Genomic DNA, 19,930 nt, shown 5'->3' with positions numbered 1-19,930 from the left:
TTACTTTACAAAACAATATTCTTTAAATAAACTTTCGAACCGAAATTTATAGCATTTAAGGATAGCTTTATGAAAAAAAGTAGCCAGTCTCGTAATACTAAACAACGTCGCCATACAATTATGCAACTTTTGCAAGAACAAGGTGAAGTGAGTGTAGAACAGCTAGTGCAGCTTTTTGATATATCTGAAGTGACTATTCGTAAAGACTTAAGTGCGCTAGAAACAAATGGTTTTTTATTACGCAAATACGGTGGCGCAATTTTAATGCCAAAAGAAATTATTGATGAAAACGAAAATGATGAACTTACGAAACGAAAGTTTGTCATAGCGAAAGCCGCCGCTGAACGTATTCGTGATCATAACCGTATTATCGTAGATAGCGGCAGTACTACGGCGGCTTTGATTAAACAACTTAATTTAAAACAAGGCTTAGTGGTCATGACGAACTCACTTTCGGTAGCAACAGAATTGAGAGCATTAGAAAATGAGCCAACGTTACTGATGACTGGGGGAACTTGGGATACTCGTTCGGAATCGTTTCAAGGAAAAGTAGCTGAACAGGTGCTACGTTCTTACGATTTCGACCAACTTTTTATTGGTGCCGATGGCATTGATTTAGCGCGAGGTTCTACGACTTTTAATGAACTTGTAGGATTAAGCCAGGTGATGGCGGAAGTTTCTCGCGAAGTTGTTGTGATGGTGGAATCTCAGAAAATTGGTCGGAAAATGCCAAATTTAGAATTAACTTGGCAACAAATTGATGTGCTTATTACTGATACAGGATTATCAGAACAAGATAAACAAGCCATTTGGGCTCATGGCGTAGAAGTAATTTGCGTATAAAGTGCGGTTAAAAAAATAGACGTATTTTTTATTTAATTAACAATAAGGAAAGCTTATGTGTGGTATTGTCGGCGCGGTAGCGCAACGTGATGTAGCGGAAATCTTAATTAATGGTTTACATCGTTTGGAATATCGTGGTTATGATTCAGCAGGAGTTGCGGTGGTAAATGAACATCATGAATTACAACGCGTGCGCTGCTTAGGTAAAGTAAAAGCTTTAGATGAGACGGTATCGGAGAAACCATTGATTGGTGGTACAGGGATTGCGCATACGCGTTGGGCAACGCATGGTGAACCATCAGAAACCAATGCGCACCCCCATGCGTCAGGCACTTTTGCCGTAGTACATAACGGTATTATTGAAAATCATGAAGAACTTCGTGAATTATTAAAATCTCGTGGTTATGTATTTTTATCGCAAACCGATACTGAAGTAATCGCTCATCTGGTTGAATGGGAAATGCGTAGCACGGATTCACTTTTAGAAGCTGTGAAAAAAGCAGTAAAACAACTTACTGGCGCATATGGCATGGTGGTAATGGACAGTCGTCATCCTGAACATTTAGTCGCAGCTCGTTCTGGCAGTCCGCTAGTGATTGGTTTAGGTATTGGTGAAAATTTCTTAGCTTCAGATCAACTTGCGCTTTTAAGTGTTACCCGCCGTTTTATCTTTTTAGAAGAAGGGGATATTGCAGAAATTACACGTCGCACAGTTGATATTTATGATACTTACGGCAATAAAGTTGAGCGTGAAATTCACGAATCTAATCTTGAAAATGACGCGGCAGAGAAAGGAAAATTCCGTCATTTTATGCAGAAAGAAATTTACGAACAGCCAACCGCACTTATCAATACAATGGAAGGACGTATCAATCATGAAAATGTGATTGTCGATTCAATCGGTAATGGTGCAAAAGGCATTTTAGAAAAAGTTGAGCATATTCAAATTGTTGCTTGTGGAACATCCTATAATGCAGGTATGGTGGCACGTTATTGGTTTGAATCTTTGGCTGGGGTGAGCTGTGATGTTGAAATTGCATCGGAGTTTCGTTATCGCAAATTTGTTACACGCCCAAATAGCTTATTGATTACACTTTCTCAATCTGGCGAAACAGCCGATACTTTAGCCGCACTTCGTTTAGCAAAAGAAAAAGGATACATGGCGGCATTAACAATTTGTAATGTTGCTGGATCTTCGCTAGTACGCGAATCAGATCTTGCATTTATGACGCGTGCCGGTGTTGAAGTTGGGGTGGCATCAACAAAAGCATTTACGACACAGCTCGCTGCGTTATTAATGTTGGTGACGGCACTTGGTAAAGTTAAAGGTTATATTTCTGCAGAAAAAGAGCATGAGATTATCAAAGCAATGCAATCTTTACCTTCTGAAATTGAAAAAGCATTAGCATTCGATACAGAAATTGAAGTATTGGCTGAGGATTTTGCTGAAAAACATCATGCACTTTTCTTAGGTCGTGGTGCATTTTATCCAATTGCCGTAGAGGCTTCTTTGAAATTGAAAGAGATTTCTTATATTCACGCTGAAGCGTATGCGGCTGGAGAATTAAAACATGGTCCATTAGCGTTGATTGATGCCGATATGCCAGTAATTGTTGTGGCGCCAAATAATGAATTATTAGAGAAAGTAAAATCGAACATTGAAGAGGTTCGTGCTCGTGGCGGTCAATTATACGTATTTGCCGATAAAGAAGCGGGCTTTACGCCAAGTGAAGGAATGAAAATCATCACGATGCCAAAAGTCAATGATATCGTTGCACCGATTTTTTATACCATCCCAATGCAGTTGCTTTCTTATCATGTGGCTTTAATTAAAGGTACTGACGTAGATCAACCTCGTAACTTAGCGAAATCTGTTACCGTAGAATAAAGTGTGGTTGATTTTAAGATAAATTTAAAGCACAGGTTATCGCTTGTGCTTTATCCGATTGAATGAAAAGGGCGAACATTAAAATGTTCACCCTTTGCTATCTAAAAAAAGTATAACTTAGCCCATACCGTATTTTTTTAGTTTTTTACGTAATGTACCACGGTTGATACCAAGCATATTTGCTGCACGGGTTTGATTACCGCGAGTATATTGCATAATCATATCTAACATCGGGTGTTCAACTTCCGCTAATACTAATTCGTAAAGATCATTCACATCTTGACCATCTAATTGCGCTAAATAATTACGCAATGCTTGTTTTACTGAATCTCGTAATGGTTTGTTGGTCACTTGTGATTGCGCATTTAATACTGATACCGTTAAAGCATCAGCAGGACTACGTTGTTGTTCTAACATTTTTCTTTATCCAAAATTAAATTGAAAAAATCTTCCAATACAATGAGTTGCTCTTTCGGATCACTAATTGCATTAAAAGTCTGTTTAAAAACGGAATCAGGTTGAATTCCCTGTAAATACCAAGCCACGTGTTTACGCGCAATGCGATAGCCTTTTTGTTCGCCATAGAATTGATGTAATTCTTGAATATGACGCAAAATTTGACCGCACTTTTCGTTTAAACTTGGCATTTGGCTTATCGAGTCATGCTCAATTAGGTTTTCCACAGCTTGAAATAGCCAAGGGTTACCTAGCGCAGCACGACCGATCATAATGGCATCCGCTCCAGTATAATCGAGAACGAATTTTGCTTTCCGAGCAGAATCAATATCACCATTGGCTATAACCGGTATGGCAATCGCTTGTTTAACGGCTTTGATGTTGTCATATTCCGCTTCGCCTTCAAAAAGACAAGCACGTGTACGACCATGCACCGTTAATGCTTGTATGCCACATTGTTCTGCAATTTTGCCGATTTGAACGCAGTTTCGATTAGATTTATCCCAGCCTGTACGAATTTTTAAGGTCACTGGCACATTGACGGCTGCCACTACTTCTCGCAAGATTTTTTCCACCAAATCTGGAAATTGCAACAACGCAGAGCCTGCGAGTTTGCGATTTACTTTTTTGGCGGGGCATCCCATATTAATGTCAATGATTTGTGCGCCATATTCCACGTTAATAGCCGCAGCTTGCGCCATCTCGAGTGGATCACTACCTGCAATTTGCACGGCATTGAGACCTAAATCTTCGCTATGTGCCAAACGCAATTTGGATTTTTCGGTATGCCAAACTTGCGGATTTGTGGACATCATTTCTGAAAATGTGAGTCCAGCACCATAATATGCACAAAGACGACGGAAAGGCTGGTCGGTAATACCCGCCATTGGTGCAAGTAAAACACGATTTCTTAATTGGTGTGAACCGATTCGCATTTTACATTACCTTCCTAGCAAGCCTAAATCTAATTAGTGTCGAACTGGTCGACGACCGACAAGGCTGGCTATAATACGCATTTTGCCTTACTTTGCAAAGTGAAATTTGTTTAAAAAATACACTTTTTTTGATTGACAAAAAGAAATTAAAGCGTTTTTAGCTTACCCGTAATTCGGCACCATTCTTCTCTGACCGAGACTGGCTCTAACGCAAATGTTTGCGTATAGGCATCGCATACCGATTGAGCTTGCGTTTCTAAAATGCCCGATAAACCAAGATCGCCATTCGGTTTAACAAGTTGGCTAATGATTGGGTAAAGTTCTTTGAGAGGGCCAGCAAGAATATTTGCCACCACGACATCTGCTTTTAAATCAGAGGGTTTTTCATCAGATAAGAACAGTTGTAGGCGATCTGCAACGCCGTTTTGCTCGGCATTGTTGCGACTGGCTAGAACCGCTTGTGGATCGATATCAATTCCCACCGCACTTTTCGCGCCAAGTTTTAATGCGGCAATGGCTAAAATACCAGATCCACAACCAAAATCGATGACAGTTTTATTTTTTAAGTCCAAGCTATCAAGCCATTCTAAACATAGTGCGGTTGTAGGATGCGTACCAGTACCAAATGCTAAACCTGGGTCGAGCATCACATTGACGGCATTTTCATCAGGCACATCACGCCAACTTGGACAAATCCATAAACGCTTACCAAATTGCATTGGGTGGAAGTTATCCATCCACTCGCGCTCCCAGTCTTTATCTTCTATTTGTTCAATTTTGTATACCGTATTGCTATCTAAGTGTTTCGCTTCTTTTAATAAGCGGACGATTTCTGCCATATCTGTTTCTGCATCAAATAACGCAATAACATCGGTGTTGCCCCATAAACGAGTTTCACCAGGCAAAGGCTCAAAAATCGGTGTATCTTGACTATCCATAAAAGTCACAGAAACGGAGCCGATTTCTTCTAAAAAATCACTCATTTGTTCTGCTTTTTCATTGGTGCTATTTAGGCGAATTTGAATCCAAGCCATGTGTTTTTTCCTTTATTTCATAAAATGGGGCGTATTATACCGATTTTTTCAAAAGTTTCGGCAGTAAAGTCGAGCCAAGTGTGGCAAGCATGATGATTGTTATACCAAGTGCGGCTGAAAATGATAGCGTTTCGCCAAGTAATGATATGGCAAATAAGATGCCGAATAGCGGCTCAAGTGCGACTAAAATACCGGAGATATTGGCATCCACACTATTAAGGCCTTTATTCCATAACCAATAGGCAAGCCAGCTACAGCCAATGGCAAGATATAATAAACCTGCGATACCAGTAGAATTTAATGATATTTGCCAGTTTTCTGTGAGTAATAGCGTAAATGGCAATGTTGTGATGGTTCCAAGAACAATGCTGACGGAGGTATAAGCTTGCGTTGAGACTTTGGCCACAACTCGCTGTGTCCAACGTAACACGGCAGCGAAAATGATCCCAGCACTTAGTACTAATAAACAGCCGAATAAACTGATGTTATCAATGCCTTCATTATTTTTTCCGCCATTGATTAAAATCGCCACGCCAATAAATGCCATTGCGCCGAATAGCCAGTGAAACCATTTTGCTTTGTCTTTAAAGAAGAAATGCCCGACAAATACAACAAGCAGCGGTTCTAGCCCAATCATGGTGACTGCACTGGAGGCAGATGTATATTTTAGTCCGATGAATTGCAATAAAAAGACGGCGGTATAGTTAAAAAATGCTAACCACCAAAGCTGTTTACGCATTGGTTTATCAATTTTTTTCCAACGACGTAAAAAGAGTGGCATGACAATAATCATTGCAATAATTAACCGCACTTGCACAACAAGCACAGGATCCATCATCGAATAAGTGAGCTTACCGACGATTAATGAACTGCTCCAAATAAGTAGTGCGAGAATTTGATAGAGCATTGATGTATCCTTGTGAATTGTTCCAATTCTATGTTTTAGCGTAGAAATTTCTGAAAGTGAGAAAATTAAATATCACCTTCCTCTCATTTAGAAGAAGGTGACACTATATTGATTGACGCTTAAAGTGCGGTAACTTTTAATTGAGTTTTTTCGATACGACGTTCGCCCAATTTATTACCCACTAAAAAGGCAATTAATCCAAATACTAATGACGGTACGATTTGATGGAAATTAAATAATTTTATGCCAAGTTGAGTGAGCAAGATATAGCTTCCTAAGCCGATAATCATTGAGCTTAACGCACCATAAGCATTTGCTTTATCCCAGTAAATACCCAGCACAATCACCCATAAAAATGCGGCTTCGAGTCCACCAAAGGCAAATAGGTTTAACCAAATAATCATATCTGGTGGATTGAGTGCGGCAAAGATTAAAAGTGCGGTCAAAATCAGCGTAATAATTGATGAAAAATAACTCACTTTTTTCTCATTTTTTGCAGCTTCTGGTTTCGTAGAAAGGTATAAATCTTTTACAAAAATAGAAGACGATTGAATAAGTTGCGCATCAATTGTGGACATAATTGCTGACATCGGTGCGGCTAAGAAAATACCGGCAATAATAGGCGGTAATACTTTTAGCATTAAAGTCGGAATCACTTGATCTGACACGGTTAAATTTGGAATAACTGCACGACCAAGTGCTCCAGCTAAGTGCATCCCGAACATAATGATGGAAAGTACAATTGTTCCAATCAGCATGCCTCTATGTAAGGCTTTACTGTCTTTAAATGCCATGCATCGAACAGCAGTATGTGGAAGACCGACGACTCCGAAACAGACGAGTACCCAGAAGGAAGCCATAAATTGAAAATCTAACATTCCATTTGGCCCGTAAGGCGTGACTAATGCAGGATCGATTTCTGTTAATTTATTAACCGCACTTTCTACACCGCCGAGCGCATAAATGGTTCCTACAAGGAGAATAATGGTACCTAAAATCATGACGGTACCTTGAATGGTATCCGTGAGTACGACGGCACGGAACCCCCCGATAAATGTATAGATACCTACCGTTAAAGCAAATAAGAGCAATGCTTGAGTATAAGAAATGCCGATGGTTGTTTCTAATAAACGAGCACCGCCAATAAATTGCACGGTCATGGCTGCAAAAAATGCGAGAAGAAGGGCAAGGCTGGATAGCCAGACTAAATATTTGTTTTTATAACGATAAAGGAAAAGATCGTTAATCGTTAATGCTTTGGTTTCTCTTGATAACAGCGCGAATTTTTTACCTAATGCGCCTAATGCAAGCCATACTGCCGGAACTTGAATCATCGCCAGTAATACCCAGCCTAATCCGTATTTATAAGCTGCACCAGGCCCTCCGACAAAAGAACTTGCACTGGCATAAGTTGATGCGGTTGTCATTGCGAGAACAAACCCCGTCATGGAGCGGTTACCTACATAATATTCCGTTAGGAAATCGCCTTTGGTTCGTTTTACATAAGCAAAAATCGCAGCACCAAATATAAATGCAAGATAAATAATTAAAGGGAGAATAATACCTAAATTCATTTTTGATTCTCCTCATCTTTGATTTCAAGAGAGATATCTTGATAAATAATTTTGATAATCCAATGGCCAATTACAATAAATAGAATCGGCAGATAAATGCAAGAGAGCTCGAACCAGAGAGGGAAACCAATCGGCCCTTGAGTTTCTCTAGGCAAATAAGCACATAAGCACCAACCTATCACATATAAAATAGATAGGCCTAATGCCCAACTAGCTTCCTTGGCCGCTTGTTGATAACGTTGTTTTAATGTCATGTTTCTTCCTTAAAATTTTTATAAGTGAAAGTATATTTTTGAATGGTATAAGGGGCGTATATTTCATACGCCCCTTATGTTTGCTAATCTTACAACTTTTTTGAAAAATTCAAAATGTTTTGCTGATTCTAGTGTTTATTATAATTAAATAAGTTTTAGGAATATACGAAAATGGCTAACACCTGTTAGCCATTTAAAATTTAATTATTCATGCATGCCTAATTTTTTCTCCAAATAGTGGATGTTTGTTCCGCCTTTTTGGAAATTTTCATCTTCAAGAATTAATTCATGAAGTGGGATATTGGTTTTTATACCATCAATAATGGTTTCAGATAATGCATTTTGCATACGACGGATTGCAACTTCACGTGTATCACCATAAGTGATAAGTTTTGCGATCATAGAGTCGTAATGTGGAGGCACAGTATAGCCGCCATAAACATGAGAATCCCAACGAACGCCCAAGCCGCCCGGTGAATGTAAGTGATTTACTTTACCCGGAGATGGTAAGAATGTTTTGGGATCTTCTGCATTAATACGGCATTCCATTGCATGGCCTTTAACTTTGATGTCTTCTTGTTTAAAGGAAATCGGCAAGCCTGCTGCAATGCGTAATTGCTCTTTCACTAAATCTACACCTGTAATCATTTCAGTTACAGGGTGTTCCACTTGAATACGAGTATTCATTTCAATGAAATAGAATTCGCCATTTTCATATAAGAATTCAAACGTACCTGCTCCGCGATAGCCGATTTCTACACAAGCTTTTGCACAGCGTGAGCCAATATCGCGGCGAACTTCTTCTGTGATACCTGGCGCTGGTGCTTCTTCCACCACTTTTTGGTGACGACGCTGCATTGAGCAGTCACGTTCAGCTAAATAAACTGCATTGCCATGGGTATCTGCTAATACTTGAATTTCCACGTGACGTGGATTTTCTAAGTATTTTTCCATATAGACCATATCATTATTGAATGCTGCTTTCGCTTCTGCTTTTGTCATCGCAATAGATTCTTCTAATGTGTCTTCACTACGAACAACACGCATTCCTCGGCCGCCACCACCGCCTGATGCTTTGATGATGATTGGATAGCCAATACGTTTAGCAATTTCTTTATTTTTAGCAATGTCGTTACCTACAGGGCCATCAGAACCCGGTACACAAGGCACGCCTGCTTTTTTCATCGCTTTAATAGCTGAAACTTTATCACCCATTAAACGGATGACATCTGCAGTTGGGCCGATGAAAGTGAAACCTGAACGTTCAACTTGTTCAGCAAAGTCAGCATTTTCAGATAAGAAACCGTATCCTGGATGAATTGCATCCGCACCTGTGACTTCGGCTGCAGCAATGATAGCTGGAATATTTAAATAACTTTTTGCGGAAGGTGCTGGACCGATACAAATGGTTTCATCAGCGAGCAAAACGTGTTTTAAATCACGATCAGCGGTGGAGTGAACCGCCACAGTTTTAATACCTAATTCTTTACAAGCACGTAAAATGCGTAGTGCAATTTCACCGCGGTTAGCAATCACAACTTTTTCTAACATAAAAGAGTCCGTTTAGTCAGATAGACGTGAATTTTTATGTAGGTTCTTGAAATATTGTTCTCCCTATAAAATTTGGTGTGAACAGATTTCAATTTATATTGCCTACGATAAATTCGCTCTAATTGTTTGTATATGAAATAGGCGGACTAAAGTCCGCCCGACGAAAATATTGGAAATTATTCAATAACGATTAATGGTTCGTCGAATTCAACAGCATCACCGTCGTTGATAAGAATTGCTTTTACTACGCCAGCTTTGTCCGCTTCAATGCGGTTCATCATTTTCATTGCTTCAACGATACAAAGCGCGTCGCCAACTTTCACAGATTGACCGACTTCAACAAATGCTTTTGCTTCTGGGCTCGGACTGCGATAGAACGTTCCCACCATTGGAGAGCGTACAAGATGACCTGATAATTCATCAGATGCGACTGGCGCTGGTGTTGCAGCTGCTGGCGCTTGAGCTGGTGTAGCGGCAGGAGTTGGTGCTACTACTGGTGCAGCAGCGTATTGAACTGCTGCTGGAGCAACTGCTGGCGCTGCGCGGCTAATACGTACTGTACCTTCTTCTTCTTGCACTTCTAATTCAGTAATGCCAGATTCTTCTACTAATTCGATTAATTTTTTGATTTTACGAATGTCCATACGTTCTTCCTAAAAAGATTGAAATTTTAACCGCACTTTTAAACGAAAAAGTGCGGTTATGAATAAACTTATTTTTGTGTTGCAAAGATTACCTTAAATTTTGCAAATTTGCGATAAAATTCTGTGAATTTCGCCAAAAATGCTCGATTTTCTTATTTTTTAGCAAGGTAATCGATAGCAAATAAAAAGGCAAACTCGTAACCTTTTGCGCCCAAACCGCAAATAACGCCCTCAGCCACATCGCTAAAATAAGAATGATGACGAAATGGTTCACGTTTATGCACGTTAGATAAATGAATCTCCACAAAAGGAATTGAAACAGCTAAAAGTGCATCGCGCAATGCCACACTGGTATGGGTGTAAGCAGCAGGATTGATTAAAATAAAATCAACTTGCTTAAAACTTTCGTGGATCTTATTAATTAATTTTTCTTCACTATTGGCTTGAAAACATTCCACTTTTACATTGTGCTGACTGGCTAAAGTTTGTATTTTCTCTTCAATGGATGCAAGAGAAATACTGCCATAATGTTTTGGCTCGCGAGCCCCTAACATATTTAAGTTCGGGCCATTTAACAGCAAAATTCTGTGTGTTTGCGACATTTTTAATCCTTTTTGTGTGGCGTATTATACTGGTTTTTCGATTTTTGGTGGTCGAATCAGATAATTTTAGTGATAAATTCAGATTCTAAATCCACAATAGGTAAATCAGAACCAGGCCAAGCGCGTAGTACTTGATATTCCATCAAATCTAACGTGTCTAAGCCTGGAGTTACATTCGGGGTGTATTGTTGTGCGATTCGCGCGAGCTGAGAGAGTCCTAAACTACTTTCGATACTTGAACTAATAACCGCTTTTAGACCTAACGAATGAGCTTGATTAATGAGCTCAGCACAACGTTGAATTGAACCAATTAAAGTGGGTTTGATGACGACAGCCGATAAGTGCGGTTCTTTTTCCAGGCAAAAATTAGGCTCTCGCACGGATTCATCCCATGCAATAGCAATCTCGGTTTGAGCTGCAAATTCACGGCTGAGTGCTTGTGTTTTACAAGGTTCTTCTAAAAATTGAATACGTTTTCTATGTTGCGGTTTGACTTTAGCGGTAAATTGCAACGCTTTTTCTAACGACCAATGGCGGTTTGCATCAAGCCGTAATTGTAAATCGGGAATGGCCTCTAAAAACATATCGGCAATTAATCCATCGCGATTGGCTTCGTATATGCCCACTTTCATCTTTGCTACTTTTTCGCCTTCCATGCTTGCAAGTTTGGCGTACAGCTCATCTGGATCGCCATAACAAAGTGGTGCTGTATGGTAATTGCCTTCAGCTTGTAAATAACCTTTCATTTCATCCATTGCGCAACTGATACCAAAAGCAACGGAGGGATAGGTGCCATCTAATGGGACGCGAGGTGCATCACAGCTTGCATTGCACCATGTCGTTAGCCATTCAATTGCTTGTTCTTGAGCTTGGTCTAAGGTTTCTTCGCTAAAACCAGGTAGAGGGGCGATTTCTCCCCAACCGTCTCGGCTGCAACTTACTCTTACGATTAAGCCTTCGCGGCGTTTTAAAAAACGATCACGCAGAATAAGTTGGCTATCAACGGGGATGGAATAACGGTAAAGATTAAATGATTTTTCAGCCATGCTTGCTCCCAATACAAAAGTGCGGTCAAAATTCACTAAGATTTTTAACCGCACTTTAGAACGATAAATTAAGGGTTACGTCTGAATTTGCTGAAGTCTGGGGCGCGTTTTTCGTTAAACGCATTGCGACCTTCTTGACCTTCTTCAGTCATGTAGAACAACATTGTCGCGTTACCCGCTAATTCTTGAAGACCAGCTTGGCCATCACAATCCGCATTTAATGCCGCTTTCAAACAACGAATCGCGATCGGGCTATTGCGTAACATTTCACGACACCAACGCACGGTTTCTTTTTCAAGATCAGCGTAAGGCACAACAGTATTGACTAAGCCCATGTCTAATGCTTCTTGTGCATTATATTGACGGCATAAGAACCAAATTTCACGCGCTTTTTTCTGACCCACTAAACGAGCCATATAGCTTGCGCCCCAACCGCCATCGAATGAACCAACTTTTGGCCCAGTTTGCCCGAAAATGGCATTTTCAGCAGCAATGGTTAAGTCGCAAAGCATATGTAATACATGGCCACCACCAATTGCATAACCTGCCACCATTGCCACAACCGGTTTTGGACAAGAACGAATATCGCGTTGGAAATCCAATACATTTAAATGATGTACACCGCTATCATCTTTGTAACCGCCGTAATCGCCACGCACTTTTTGGTCACCACCAGAACAGAATGCTTTTTCGCCTTCGCCGGTTAATACGATGACACCAATGTTTTCATCGAAACGTGCATCAGAAAATGCAGTGATCATTTCTTTCACTGTTTGTGGACGAAATGCATTACGAACTTCAGGGCGGTTAATCGTGATTTTAGCAATACCATCAGTGGATTTATGATAGCGAATATCGCTATAGCCTTCACTGTGATCAACCCATTCAACAGGCGCATATAACACATCATCTTTTGGATTTTGCATGAGAATTCCTTTTAATTAAAGTAAAAAAGTGCGGTCATTATAGCGGAAGTTTTTCGAATCAGGAAAACTAAATTCATTTGCTGCTTTATCTGTGGTGAAGATATTGCTAGAATTTTGCGCATTCTCACTTTTATAAGGATCAAATGTGAAATTAATTGCAACCTTAGGTGTGGCGGCATTGCTGTCTGGCTGCTCAATGTTTGGTAGCTCTCAATCCGCAATCCCAGGTGAATTTGCAGGGGCGGATTACCAACTTTCCGATCAAGATGCAAAACAATGGGCGATTGCAAGTAAGCAAGCAGAACAATGCGTTTACCCTAATTTAACCCGAATTTTGCAACAGCATTTTTCGAAAGAAGATAGCTATATTCACTCACAATATGTCTTTTTCTATCCATTGGAAAAAATTATTGGCGAGCAATATGTGAAGATTATTCAAGGTGATGAAAAATCGATGAATTACGCAAGCTATCAGTTTAAAAAATTCCGTACCGAAGTGGGTAATGTTGAGCCTTTAACTGAACAGGTGTGTTTAAAATTACGTAATGAAGCGCGTGATGATTTGGCTGTCGTGAAAGGTCAATATAAAAATGGCATGGTGGAAGTGCAGAAAAATGAAGATGGCACACCGAAAAATCCTGATGGTATCGCGACGAATGAAAATAAATTCTTCTTTGATATTATCAAATGGGGATCCATGTTGTTGCTTTAGTCATAAAATTCTATGAAATAAAAAACCGCACTTTAAAGTGCGGTTTTATTTTTTATTCTTTCTAGCTAAAAATTACGCTAATTTTTTGATTTGTGCAGCTAATTTAGATTTGTGGTTTGCTGCTTTGTTAGCGTGGATTAAGCCTTTAGAAGCCATACGGTCAACAACTTTTTGCATTTCAACGAATGCTGCTTCAGCTGCTGCTTTTTCACCTGCTGCTACTTGAGCATATACTTTTTTGATGTAAGTACGCATCATAGAGCGTTGGCTTGCGTTGTGTTGGCGGCGTTTTTCAGATTGAACCGCGCGTTTTTTTGCTGACTTGATATTAGCCAAGGTCAAACTCCTAAAATTTCTGTTGATTGATAGACAAAATAAAGGGCGTCAATATGCCGATTTTTTATACTTTTGTCAATGGAAAATTTGTGTTGATTTCGGTGAGACACAACCGAAAGTAAGTATCGTTATTTTTACAAGCTCTTTCAATATGGGCTCACACAAACGATGTGCGGCGGATTTTATCAGTTTTTTTTCACGGAATATAGCGTAAAAACAAAATTTCTATACAATTAGGCAAAAATTTTAGGGTAGAGAAGAATATTTTGAGTAAACGACTTTTAAAATCTAGCATTGTTGTTAGTTCTATGACTTTATTATCAAGAGTGTTAGGTCTTGTGCGCGATGTAGTTATCGCTCATCTCATTGGTGCAGGCGCGGCGGCGGACGTTTTTTTATTTGCTAATCGTATCCCAAATTTTCTTCGTCGTTTATTCGCTGAAGGGGCTTTTTCACAGGCTTTTGTACCTGTTCTCGCAGAATATCAAAAATCTGGAGATATTAATAAAACCCGTGAATTTATTGGAAAAGTTTCTGGTACTCTTGGTGGATTGGTCAGCATTGTTACGATCCTCGCAATGGTTGGATCGCCTGTCGTTGCCGCGTTATTTGGGATGGGCTGGTTCACCGATTGGATGAATGATGGCCCTGATGCACATAAGTTTGAACAAGCCTCTCTCCTCCTTAAAATAACTTTTCCTTATTTATGGTTTATCACTTTTGTCGCGCTTTCTGGAGCAGTACTTAACACGATTGGAAAATTCGGCGTGATGTCCTTTTCACCTGTGTTATTAAATATAGCGATGATTGCCACCGCACTTTTCCTTGCACCACAAATGGATAACCCAGATCTGGCGTTGGCTATCGGTATTTTTTTAGGCGGATTATTACAGTTCTTATTCCAAATACCATTTATGAAACAAGCCGGTTTACTGGTGAAACCCAAATGGGCTTGGAGGGATGAAGGCGTAACCAAAATTCGTAAATTAATGATCCCTGCGTTATTTGGTGTATCGGTAAGTCAAATTAATCTTTTGCTGGATACAGTAATTGCGAGCTTCTTAATGACGGGTTCTATTAGCTGGTTGTATTATTCTGACCGCTTACTGGAATTTCCTCTCGGTTTATTTGGTATTGCTATTTCTACCGTAATTTTGCCAACACTTGCTCGCCACCACGTTAATCGTGAGGGCGATTCAGATAAAAGTGCGGTTGATTTTCGTAATACAATGGATTGGGGCGTACGAATGATTTTATTACTTGGCGTTCCTGCAGCCATTGGTATTGATGTATTGGCTCAACCGATGTTACTTACGCTCTTTATGCGTGGAAATTTCATGCTAAATGATGTTCATGCCGCCTCTTATTCTTTATGGGCGTTTAATGCGGGGTTACTTAGCTTTATGTTGATTAAAATCCTCGCCAATGGCTATTACGCCCGCCAAGATACCAAAACGCCAGTAAAAATTGGCATTATTGCCATGGTGAGTAATATGGGCTTTAACTTATTGGCGATTCCTTTCAGTTATGTGGGTTTAGCCATTGCTTCAGCAATGTCAGCAACCCTTAACGCCTACTTACTCTATCGTGGCTTAGCCAAAGAGGATGTCTATCATTTTTCACGTAAAAGTGCGGTCTTTTTTGTCAAAGTTTTATTGGCGGCAATCGCAATGGGTGCAGCAGTTTGGTATTACGTGCCTGAAATCAACCAATGGGCGAAAATGGATTTCTTCATGCGTGTTTATTGGCTTGTTTGGTTGATTGTATTAGCCGCAATAGTTTATGGCACAACGTTGATTTTATTAGGCGTTCGAAAGCACCATTTGCTGACAAAAAACTAACTTCTCGCTATAATGCCGAAATTCTCTTATTTTCATGGATAAGGACATGCAATTAATTCGTGGGCTTCATAATGCAAATCGTGTTTTACAAGGTTGTGCGCTAACGATCGGCAACTTTGATGGTGTGCATTTAGGGCATCAAGCAGTCCTCCGCCATTTGCGCCAAAAAGCTGACGAATTAAATTTACCTATGGCGGTATTGTTATTTGAATCACAGCCGCGTGAATATTTTATGGGGGAAAATGCACCAGCCCGTTTAATGCGCTTGCGTGACAAAATTTATTATCTAGAAAAGGCTAAGGTCGATGTCGTAATTGTGGCGAAATTTGACCGCACTTTTGCTGAGCAACCAGCTGATGTGTTTATTGAGCAAACGCTTGTTAATCATCTACATGTGAAATTTTTAAGCATTGGCGATGATTTTAAGTTCGGCTCAAAACGCCAAGGTAATTTTGCAATGTTGCAAGCAGCAGGTAAGCGTTTCGGTTTTATTGTTGAAGATAACCGTAGTTTTTGTCTAGATGAACAGAGAATTAGTAGCACTGCAATTCGCGAAGCGTTGGCGAATGATGATTTACAACTTGCAGAAAATTTACTCGGTAAACCTTATCGTATTTTTGGGCGTGTAATCCATGGTAATAAGTTAGGCAGAACAATCGGATTTCCAACGGCAAATATTCGTTTACATAGACAAGTAAATCCAATCAAAGGCGTTTATGCCGTAAAAGTGCGGTTAAAGTCGGGCGAGATTTTTAACGGCGTGGCAAATATGGGAAAACGCCCAACTATAAATGGATTAATGCAATTATTAGAAGTTCATTTATTTGATTTTTCTCAGAATATTTATGGCCAAATGGTGGAAGTCGAATTCTGCCACAAGATTAGAAACGAGATTAAATTCCCGTCTTTTGATGATTTGAAAGTGCAAATTGAGAAAGATGTAGAAACTGCGAAAGGCTTTTTTAAAGGGTAGATATGCCAGTTATTTTACGTTTTAAAGGCTATGTTTTTTTCTTTTACTCTAATGAAGGAAATCCTCTTGAACCTGCGCATATTCATGTGCGCAATGCGGAGTCGGAAGCAAAATTTTGGTTGGAACCCGATATTTCTTTAGCAAGAAACGATGGATTTAATTCAAAAGAATTAAAAGAAATTTTTGTTATTGTTGAAACACATAGAATGCAATTCACGGAGGCGTGGTATGACTATTTCAGCTAAAAGCATTCGCTTTGATGAAAACACTATGTGGGTGGAGTTAAATGATGCGCGTATTTTAGGTGTACCTTTAGTGTGGTTTCCTAAATTATTACATGCTACCCAAAGTGAATTAGAAAACTATGAGTTGAGTCGTAGAGGCATTCATTGGGATTGTCTTGATGAAGATATCTCTATCGATGGTTTACTTGCGGGACGTGGAGATGTCACACATAAACCACAAAAAGTTGCTTAAATTTAATTTAAAAATTGGAAAATAAAATGACAGTCGATTACAAAAACACTCTTAACCTACCGGAAACCAGCTTTCCAATGCGCGGTGATTTATCCAAGCGCGAACCTGATATGTTGAAAAATTGGTACGAGAAAAATCTTTACCAAAAAATTCGTGAAGCGAGTAAGGGCAAAAAATCTTTTATTCTGCATGATGGTCCTCCGTATGCGAACGGTAACATTCATATTGGTCACGCTGTAAACAAAATTCTGAAAGATATTATTATTAAATCCAAAACGGCATTAGGTTTTGATTCGCCTTATATCCCAGGTTGGGACTGTCATGGTTTACCAATTGAATTAAAAGTAGAAGGTTTAGTCGGCAAGCCAAACGAGAAAATTACGGCGGCTGAATTTCGTCAAAAATGTCGCGAATATGCTGCGGAACAAGTAGAAGGTCAGAAAAAAGATTTTATCCGTTTAGGTGTATTAGGCGATTGGGATAATCCATATCTCACGATGAATTTTGATACTGAAGCGAATATTATCCGCACTTTAGGTAAAGTGATTGAAAACGGCCATTTATATAAAGGCTCAAAACCAGTTCACTGGTGTTTAGACTGCGGTTCTTCTTTGGCTGAAGCAGAAGTGGAATATGAAGACAAAGTTTCTCCATCTATCTATGTGCGTTTCCCAGCAGTAAGTGCGGATGAAATTGAAGCTAAATTTGCTGCACAAGGCAAAGGCCATGGCAAATTATCCGCGGTGATTTGGACAACCACACCTTGGACAATGCCATCTAACCGTGCGATTGCAGTAAATGCAGAATTAGAATACAACCTAGTCCAACTTGGTGATGAGCGTGTGATCTTAGCCGCTGAATTAGTGGAGTCTGTGGCGAAAGTCGTGGGTGTAGAACAAGTTGAAGTTTTAGGTTCAGTAAAAGGTCAGACGCTTGAGTTAGTACGCTTTAACCATCCGTTCTATGATTTCACTGTGCCGGTGATTTTAGGCGATCACGTGACTACCGATGGAGGTACAGGTTTAGTACATACTGCACCAGATCATGGTTTAGACGACTTTGTCGTGGGTAAACAATATGATTTACCAATGGCGGGTCTTGTGTCTAATGACGGTAAATTTATTTCAACGACTGAATTCTTTGCAGGCAAAGGTGTATTTGAAGCCAATCTATTGGTTGTTGAAAAATTGCAAGAAGTGGGCAACTTATTAAAAGTTGAGAAAATCAAACACAGTTACCCACACTGTTGGCGTCACAAAACCCCGATTATTTTCCGTGCGACACCACAATGGTTTATCGGCATGGAAACACAAGGTTTACGCCAACAAGCATTAGGCGAAATCAAACAAGTTCGCTGGATTCCAGATTGGGGTCAAGCACGTATCGAGAAAATGGTTGAAAACCGCCCTGACTGGTGTATTTCCCGTCAACGTACTTGGGGCGTGCCGATGACCTTATTCGTGCACAAAGAAACTGAAGAACTTCATCCGCGTACTTTAGAGTTACTTGAAGAAGTGGCTAAACGTGTAGAGAAAGCCGGTATTCAAGCATGGTGGGATTTAGACGAAAAAGAATTATTAGGTGATGATGCAGAAACCTATCGCAAAGTGCCAGATACCCTTGACGTATGGTTTGACTCAGGATCAACCTATTCTTCTGTGGTAGCAAATCGCCCAGAATTTAATGGTCAAGATATTGATATGTATTTGGAAGGTTCTGACCAACACCGTGGTTGGTTTATGTCTTCTTTAATGCTTTCTACGGCAACAGACAGCAAAGCGCCATACAAACAAGTTTTAACTCACGGTTTCACTGTGGATGGTCAAGGCCGTAAGATGTCAAAATCTATCGGTAACATCGTGACCCCACAAGAAGTCATGGATAAATTCGGTGGCGATATTTTACGTTTATGGGTTGCTTCAACAGATTACACAGGTGAAATGACCGTTTCTGATGAAATCTTAAAACGTGCGGCAGACAGCTATCGTCGTATTCGTAATACCGCTCGTTTCTTATTAGCAAACTTGAATGGTTTTGATCCAAAACGTGATTTAGTCAAACCAGAAGACATGATTAGCCTAGATCGTTGGGCAGTCGCTTGTGCGTTAGATGCACAAAAAGAAATCAAAGATGCGTACGATAACTATCAATTCCACACAGTAGTACAACGTTTAATGCGTTTCTGTTCGGTAGAAATGGGCTCATTCTATTTAGATATTATTAAAGACCGTCAATATACAACTAAAGCGGATAGCCTTGCTCGTCGTAGTTGTCAAACTGCGTTATGGCATATTGCTGAAGCATTAGTTCGTTGGATGGCGCCGATCTTATCTTTCACTGCCGATGAAATTTGGCAACACTTGCCACAAACCGAAAGTGCTCGTGCAGAATTCGTATTTACTGAAGAATTCTATCAAGGCTTATTTGGTTTAGGCGAGAATGAAAAATTAGATGATGCTTACTGGCAACAACTCATTAAAGTTCGTTCAGAAGTGAACCGCGTATTAGAAATTGCGCGTAACGATAAAGTGATTGGTGGCGGTTTAGAAGCAGAAGTGACTGTCTATGCGAATGACGAATATCGTGCATTGTTAGAACAATTAGGCAATGAATTACGTTTCGTGTTAATCACCTCAAAAGCAGAAGTGAAAGAATTAGCTGACAAACCTGCAGATGTGGCTGCGGGTGAGTTAGAAGGTATTGCAGTGAGTGTAGCTCGTTCTAACGGTGAAAAATGTCCGCGTTGCTGGCATTATTCTGACAAAATCGGCGTGAACCCTGAACACCCAACACTTTGTCCACGTTGTGTAGAAAATGTGTCAGGTAAGGGTGAAGTGCGCCATTTTGCATAATTAAATTCGTTGTAAAACAGAAAAGTGCGGTTTATTTTAACCGCACTTTTTTACTTTTGTACAAAAGGAAGTAGAGGTT

Annotated in this window: 20 protein-coding genes; 8 read left to right on the top strand and 12 right to left on the bottom strand. The window is 39.9% G+C overall.

All coding sequences use genetic code 11. The annotated features are described in order from the left end of the window. Window positions 1–69 precede the first annotated feature (69 nt). Window positions 70–843, top strand: a complete 774-nt coding sequence (locus DV415_RS06650; protein ID WP_118789970.1) for a DeoR/GlpR family DNA-binding transcription regulator — start codon at window positions 70–72, stop codon at window positions 841–843. Between the two features lie 55 nt (window positions 844–898). After that, window positions 899–2,731: a glutamine--fructose-6-phosphate transaminase (isomerizing) gene (gene glmS / locus DV415_RS06645; RefSeq protein WP_118789969.1), complete on the top strand. Its 1,833-nt coding sequence runs from the start codon at window positions 899–901 to the stop codon at window positions 2,729–2,731. 117 nt (window positions 2,732–2,848) lie between these two features. On the opposite strand, the gene fis is transcribed toward glmS, so the two are convergent. The 11 genes from fis to menB all read right to left on the bottom strand — a co-directional run bounded on the left by fis (window position 2,849) and on the right by menB (window position 12,660). Next, on the bottom strand, window positions 2,849–3,148 hold the full coding sequence (gene fis / locus DV415_RS06640; RefSeq protein WP_005646807.1) for a DNA-binding transcriptional regulator Fis: 300 nt from the start codon (window positions 3,146–3,148) through the stop codon (window positions 2,849–2,851). After that, entirely contained in the window at window positions 3,142–4,122 is a 981-nt protein-coding gene (dusB, locus tag DV415_RS06635) for a tRNA dihydrouridine synthase DusB (protein WP_118789968.1), read from the bottom strand. Before dusB ends, fis begins: the two co-directional genes overlap by 7 nt. A gap of 146 nt (window positions 4,123–4,268) precedes the next feature. Beyond that, window positions 4,269–5,156, bottom strand: a complete 888-nt coding sequence (prmA, locus tag DV415_RS06630) for a 50S ribosomal protein L11 methyltransferase (RefSeq protein ID WP_118789967.1) — start codon at window positions 5,154–5,156, stop codon at window positions 4,269–4,271. 34 nt (window positions 5,157–5,190) lie between these two features. After that, a complete protein-coding gene (locus DV415_RS06625; protein ID WP_050846721.1) occupies window positions 5,191–6,063 on the bottom strand; it encodes a DMT family transporter in 873 nt (290 codons plus the stop codon). Between the two features lie 119 nt (window positions 6,064–6,182). Further along, the gene (gene panF / locus DV415_RS06620; RefSeq protein ID WP_118789966.1) at window positions 6,183–7,637 is read right to left on the bottom strand and encodes a sodium/pantothenate symporter; all 1,455 of its coding nucleotides are present in this window, start codon (window positions 7,635–7,637) and stop codon (window positions 6,183–6,185) included. Next, window positions 7,634–7,891 carry a YhdT family protein gene (locus tag DV415_RS06615; RefSeq protein ID WP_118775439.1) on the bottom strand — a complete coding sequence of 86 codons (258 nt, stop codon included), beginning with the start codon at window positions 7,889–7,891 and terminating at the stop codon, window positions 7,634–7,636. Before DV415_RS06615 ends, panF begins: the two co-directional genes overlap by 4 nt. Window positions 7,892–8,095: 204 nt before the next feature. Beyond that, entirely contained in the window at window positions 8,096–9,442 is a 1,347-nt protein-coding gene (accC, locus tag DV415_RS06610) for an acetyl-CoA carboxylase biotin carboxylase subunit (RefSeq protein WP_046953258.1), read from the bottom strand. Between the two features lie 176 nt (window positions 9,443–9,618). Continuing rightward, window positions 9,619–10,086, bottom strand: coding sequence for an acetyl-CoA carboxylase biotin carboxyl carrier protein (gene accB, locus DV415_RS06605; protein WP_118789965.1), 468 nt, complete (start codon window positions 10,084–10,086; stop codon window positions 9,619–9,621). Window positions 10,087–10,238: 152 nt separating this feature from the next. Next, window positions 10,239–10,688 (bottom strand): type II 3-dehydroquinate dehydratase, encoded by a 450-nt coding sequence (gene aroQ, locus DV415_RS06600; protein WP_118789964.1) that lies wholly within the window; start codon window positions 10,686–10,688, stop codon window positions 10,239–10,241. Window positions 10,689–10,744: 56 nt separating this feature from the next. Next, the gene (menC, locus tag DV415_RS06595; RefSeq protein WP_192879103.1) at window positions 10,745–11,734 is read right to left on the bottom strand and encodes an o-succinylbenzoate synthase; all 990 of its coding nucleotides are present in this window, start codon (window positions 11,732–11,734) and stop codon (window positions 10,745–10,747) included. A 68-nt stretch (window positions 11,735–11,802) separates the two neighbouring features. Beyond that, the gene (gene menB, locus DV415_RS06590; RefSeq protein ID WP_005630980.1) at window positions 11,803–12,660 is read right to left on the bottom strand and encodes a 1,4-dihydroxy-2-naphthoyl-CoA synthase; all 858 of its coding nucleotides are present in this window, start codon (window positions 12,658–12,660) and stop codon (window positions 11,803–11,805) included. 145 nt (window positions 12,661–12,805) lie between these two features. Between menB and DV415_RS06580 the strand changes: the two genes are divergently transcribed. Continuing rightward, window positions 12,806–13,372 carry a DUF5358 domain-containing protein gene (locus DV415_RS06580; RefSeq protein WP_118788974.1) on the top strand — a complete coding sequence of 189 codons (567 nt, stop codon included), beginning with the start codon at window positions 12,806–12,808 and terminating at the stop codon, window positions 13,370–13,372. Window positions 13,373–13,444: 72 nt separating this feature from the next. On the opposite strand, the gene rpsT is transcribed toward DV415_RS06580, so the two are convergent. Then, entirely contained in the window at window positions 13,445–13,708 is a 264-nt protein-coding gene (gene rpsT, locus DV415_RS06575; RefSeq protein WP_005548279.1) for a 30S ribosomal protein S20, read from the bottom strand. A 266-nt stretch (window positions 13,709–13,974) separates the two neighbouring features. On the opposite strand from rpsT, the gene murJ reads away from it, so the two are divergent. The 5 genes from murJ to ileS are packed head-to-tail and all read left to right on the top strand — an operon-like array spanning window position 13,975 to window position 19,851. After that, a complete protein-coding gene (murJ, locus tag DV415_RS06565) occupies window positions 13,975–15,549 on the top strand; it encodes a murein biosynthesis integral membrane protein MurJ (protein ID WP_118789963.1) in 1,575 nt (524 codons plus the stop codon). Between the two features lie 46 nt (window positions 15,550–15,595). Further along, window positions 15,596–16,522 carry a bifunctional riboflavin kinase/FAD synthetase gene (gene ribF, locus DV415_RS06560; RefSeq protein ID WP_192879102.1) on the top strand — a complete coding sequence of 309 codons (927 nt, stop codon included), beginning with the start codon at window positions 15,596–15,598 and terminating at the stop codon, window positions 16,520–16,522. Window positions 16,523–16,524: 2 nt separating this feature from the next. Then, window positions 16,525–16,767 (top strand): DUF4160 domain-containing protein, encoded by a 243-nt coding sequence (locus tag DV415_RS06555; RefSeq protein ID WP_050848401.1) that lies wholly within the window; start codon window positions 16,525–16,527, stop codon window positions 16,765–16,767. After that, window positions 16,751–16,999, top strand: coding sequence for a DUF2442 domain-containing protein (locus DV415_RS06550; RefSeq protein WP_005639170.1), 249 nt, complete (start codon window positions 16,751–16,753; stop codon window positions 16,997–16,999). The genes DV415_RS06555 and DV415_RS06550 overlap by 17 nt, the downstream gene beginning before the upstream one ends. A gap of 26 nt (window positions 17,000–17,025) precedes the next feature. After that, window positions 17,026–19,851: an isoleucine--tRNA ligase gene (gene ileS, locus DV415_RS06545; RefSeq protein ID WP_118794467.1), complete on the top strand. Its 2,826-nt coding sequence runs from the start codon at window positions 17,026–17,028 to the stop codon at window positions 19,849–19,851. The last annotated feature ends 79 nt before the right edge of the window (window positions 19,852–19,930 follow it).

Source organism: Haemophilus haemolyticus (assembly GCF_003490595.1).
In the GTDB taxonomy this organism is placed as follows: domain Bacteria; phylum Pseudomonadota; class Gammaproteobacteria; order Enterobacterales; family Pasteurellaceae; genus Haemophilus; species Haemophilus haemolyticus_L.
This window is presented reverse-complemented; position numbering and strand designations above follow the sequence as displayed.

What these genes read in the sequence shown, in the direction of transcription:
- DV415_RS06615 (WP_118775439.1), bottom strand. Translation starts at nt 7,891, where the DNA reads ATGACATTAAAACAACGTTATCAACAAGCGGCCAAGGAAGCTAGTTGG.
- ileS (WP_118794467.1), top strand. Translation starts at nt 17,026, where the DNA reads ATGACAGTCGATTACAAAAACACTCTTAACCTACCGGAAACCAGCTTT.
- accB (WP_118789965.1), bottom strand. Translation starts at nt 10,086, where the DNA reads ATGGACATTCGTAAAATCAAAAAATTAATCGAATTAGTAGAAGAATCT.
- DV415_RS06650 (WP_118789970.1), top strand. Translation starts at nt 70, where the DNA reads ATGAAAAAAAGTAGCCAGTCTCGTAATACTAAACAACGTCGCCATACA.
- menC (WP_192879103.1), bottom strand. Translation starts at nt 11,734, where the DNA reads ATGGCTGAAAAATCATTTAATCTTTACCGTTATTCCATCCCCGTTGAT.
- glmS (WP_118789969.1), top strand. Translation starts at nt 899, where the DNA reads ATGTGTGGTATTGTCGGCGCGGTAGCGCAACGTGATGTAGCGGAAATC.
- accC (WP_046953258.1), bottom strand. Translation starts at nt 9,442, where the DNA reads ATGTTAGAAAAAGTTGTGATTGCTAACCGCGGTGAAATTGCACTACGC.
- DV415_RS06555 (WP_050848401.1), top strand. Translation starts at nt 16,525, where the DNA reads ATGCCAGTTATTTTACGTTTTAAAGGCTATGTTTTTTTCTTTTACTCT.
- fis (WP_005646807.1), bottom strand. Translation starts at nt 3,148, where the DNA reads ATGTTAGAACAACAACGTAGTCCTGCTGATGCTTTAACGGTATCAGTA.
- panF (WP_118789966.1), bottom strand. Translation starts at nt 7,637, where the DNA reads ATGAATTTAGGTATTATTCTCCCTTTAATTATTTATCTTGCATTTATA.
- DV415_RS06550 (WP_005639170.1), top strand. Translation starts at nt 16,751, where the DNA reads ATGACTATTTCAGCTAAAAGCATTCGCTTTGATGAAAACACTATGTGG.
- prmA (WP_118789967.1), bottom strand. Translation starts at nt 5,156, where the DNA reads ATGGCTTGGATTCAAATTCGCCTAAATAGCACCAATGAAAAAGCAGAA.
- dusB (WP_118789968.1), bottom strand. Translation starts at nt 4,122, where the DNA reads ATGCGAATCGGTTCACACCAATTAAGAAATCGTGTTTTACTTGCACCA.
- aroQ (WP_118789964.1), bottom strand. Translation starts at nt 10,688, where the DNA reads ATGTCGCAAACACACAGAATTTTGCTGTTAAATGGCCCGAACTTAAAT.
- DV415_RS06625 (WP_050846721.1), bottom strand. Translation starts at nt 6,063, where the DNA reads ATGCTCTATCAAATTCTCGCACTACTTATTTGGAGCAGTTCATTAATC.
- ribF (WP_192879102.1), top strand. Translation starts at nt 15,596, where the DNA reads ATGCAATTAATTCGTGGGCTTCATAATGCAAATCGTGTTTTACAAGGT.
- menB (WP_005630980.1), bottom strand. Translation starts at nt 12,660, where the DNA reads ATGCAAAATCCAAAAGATGATGTGTTATATGCGCCTGTTGAATGGGTT.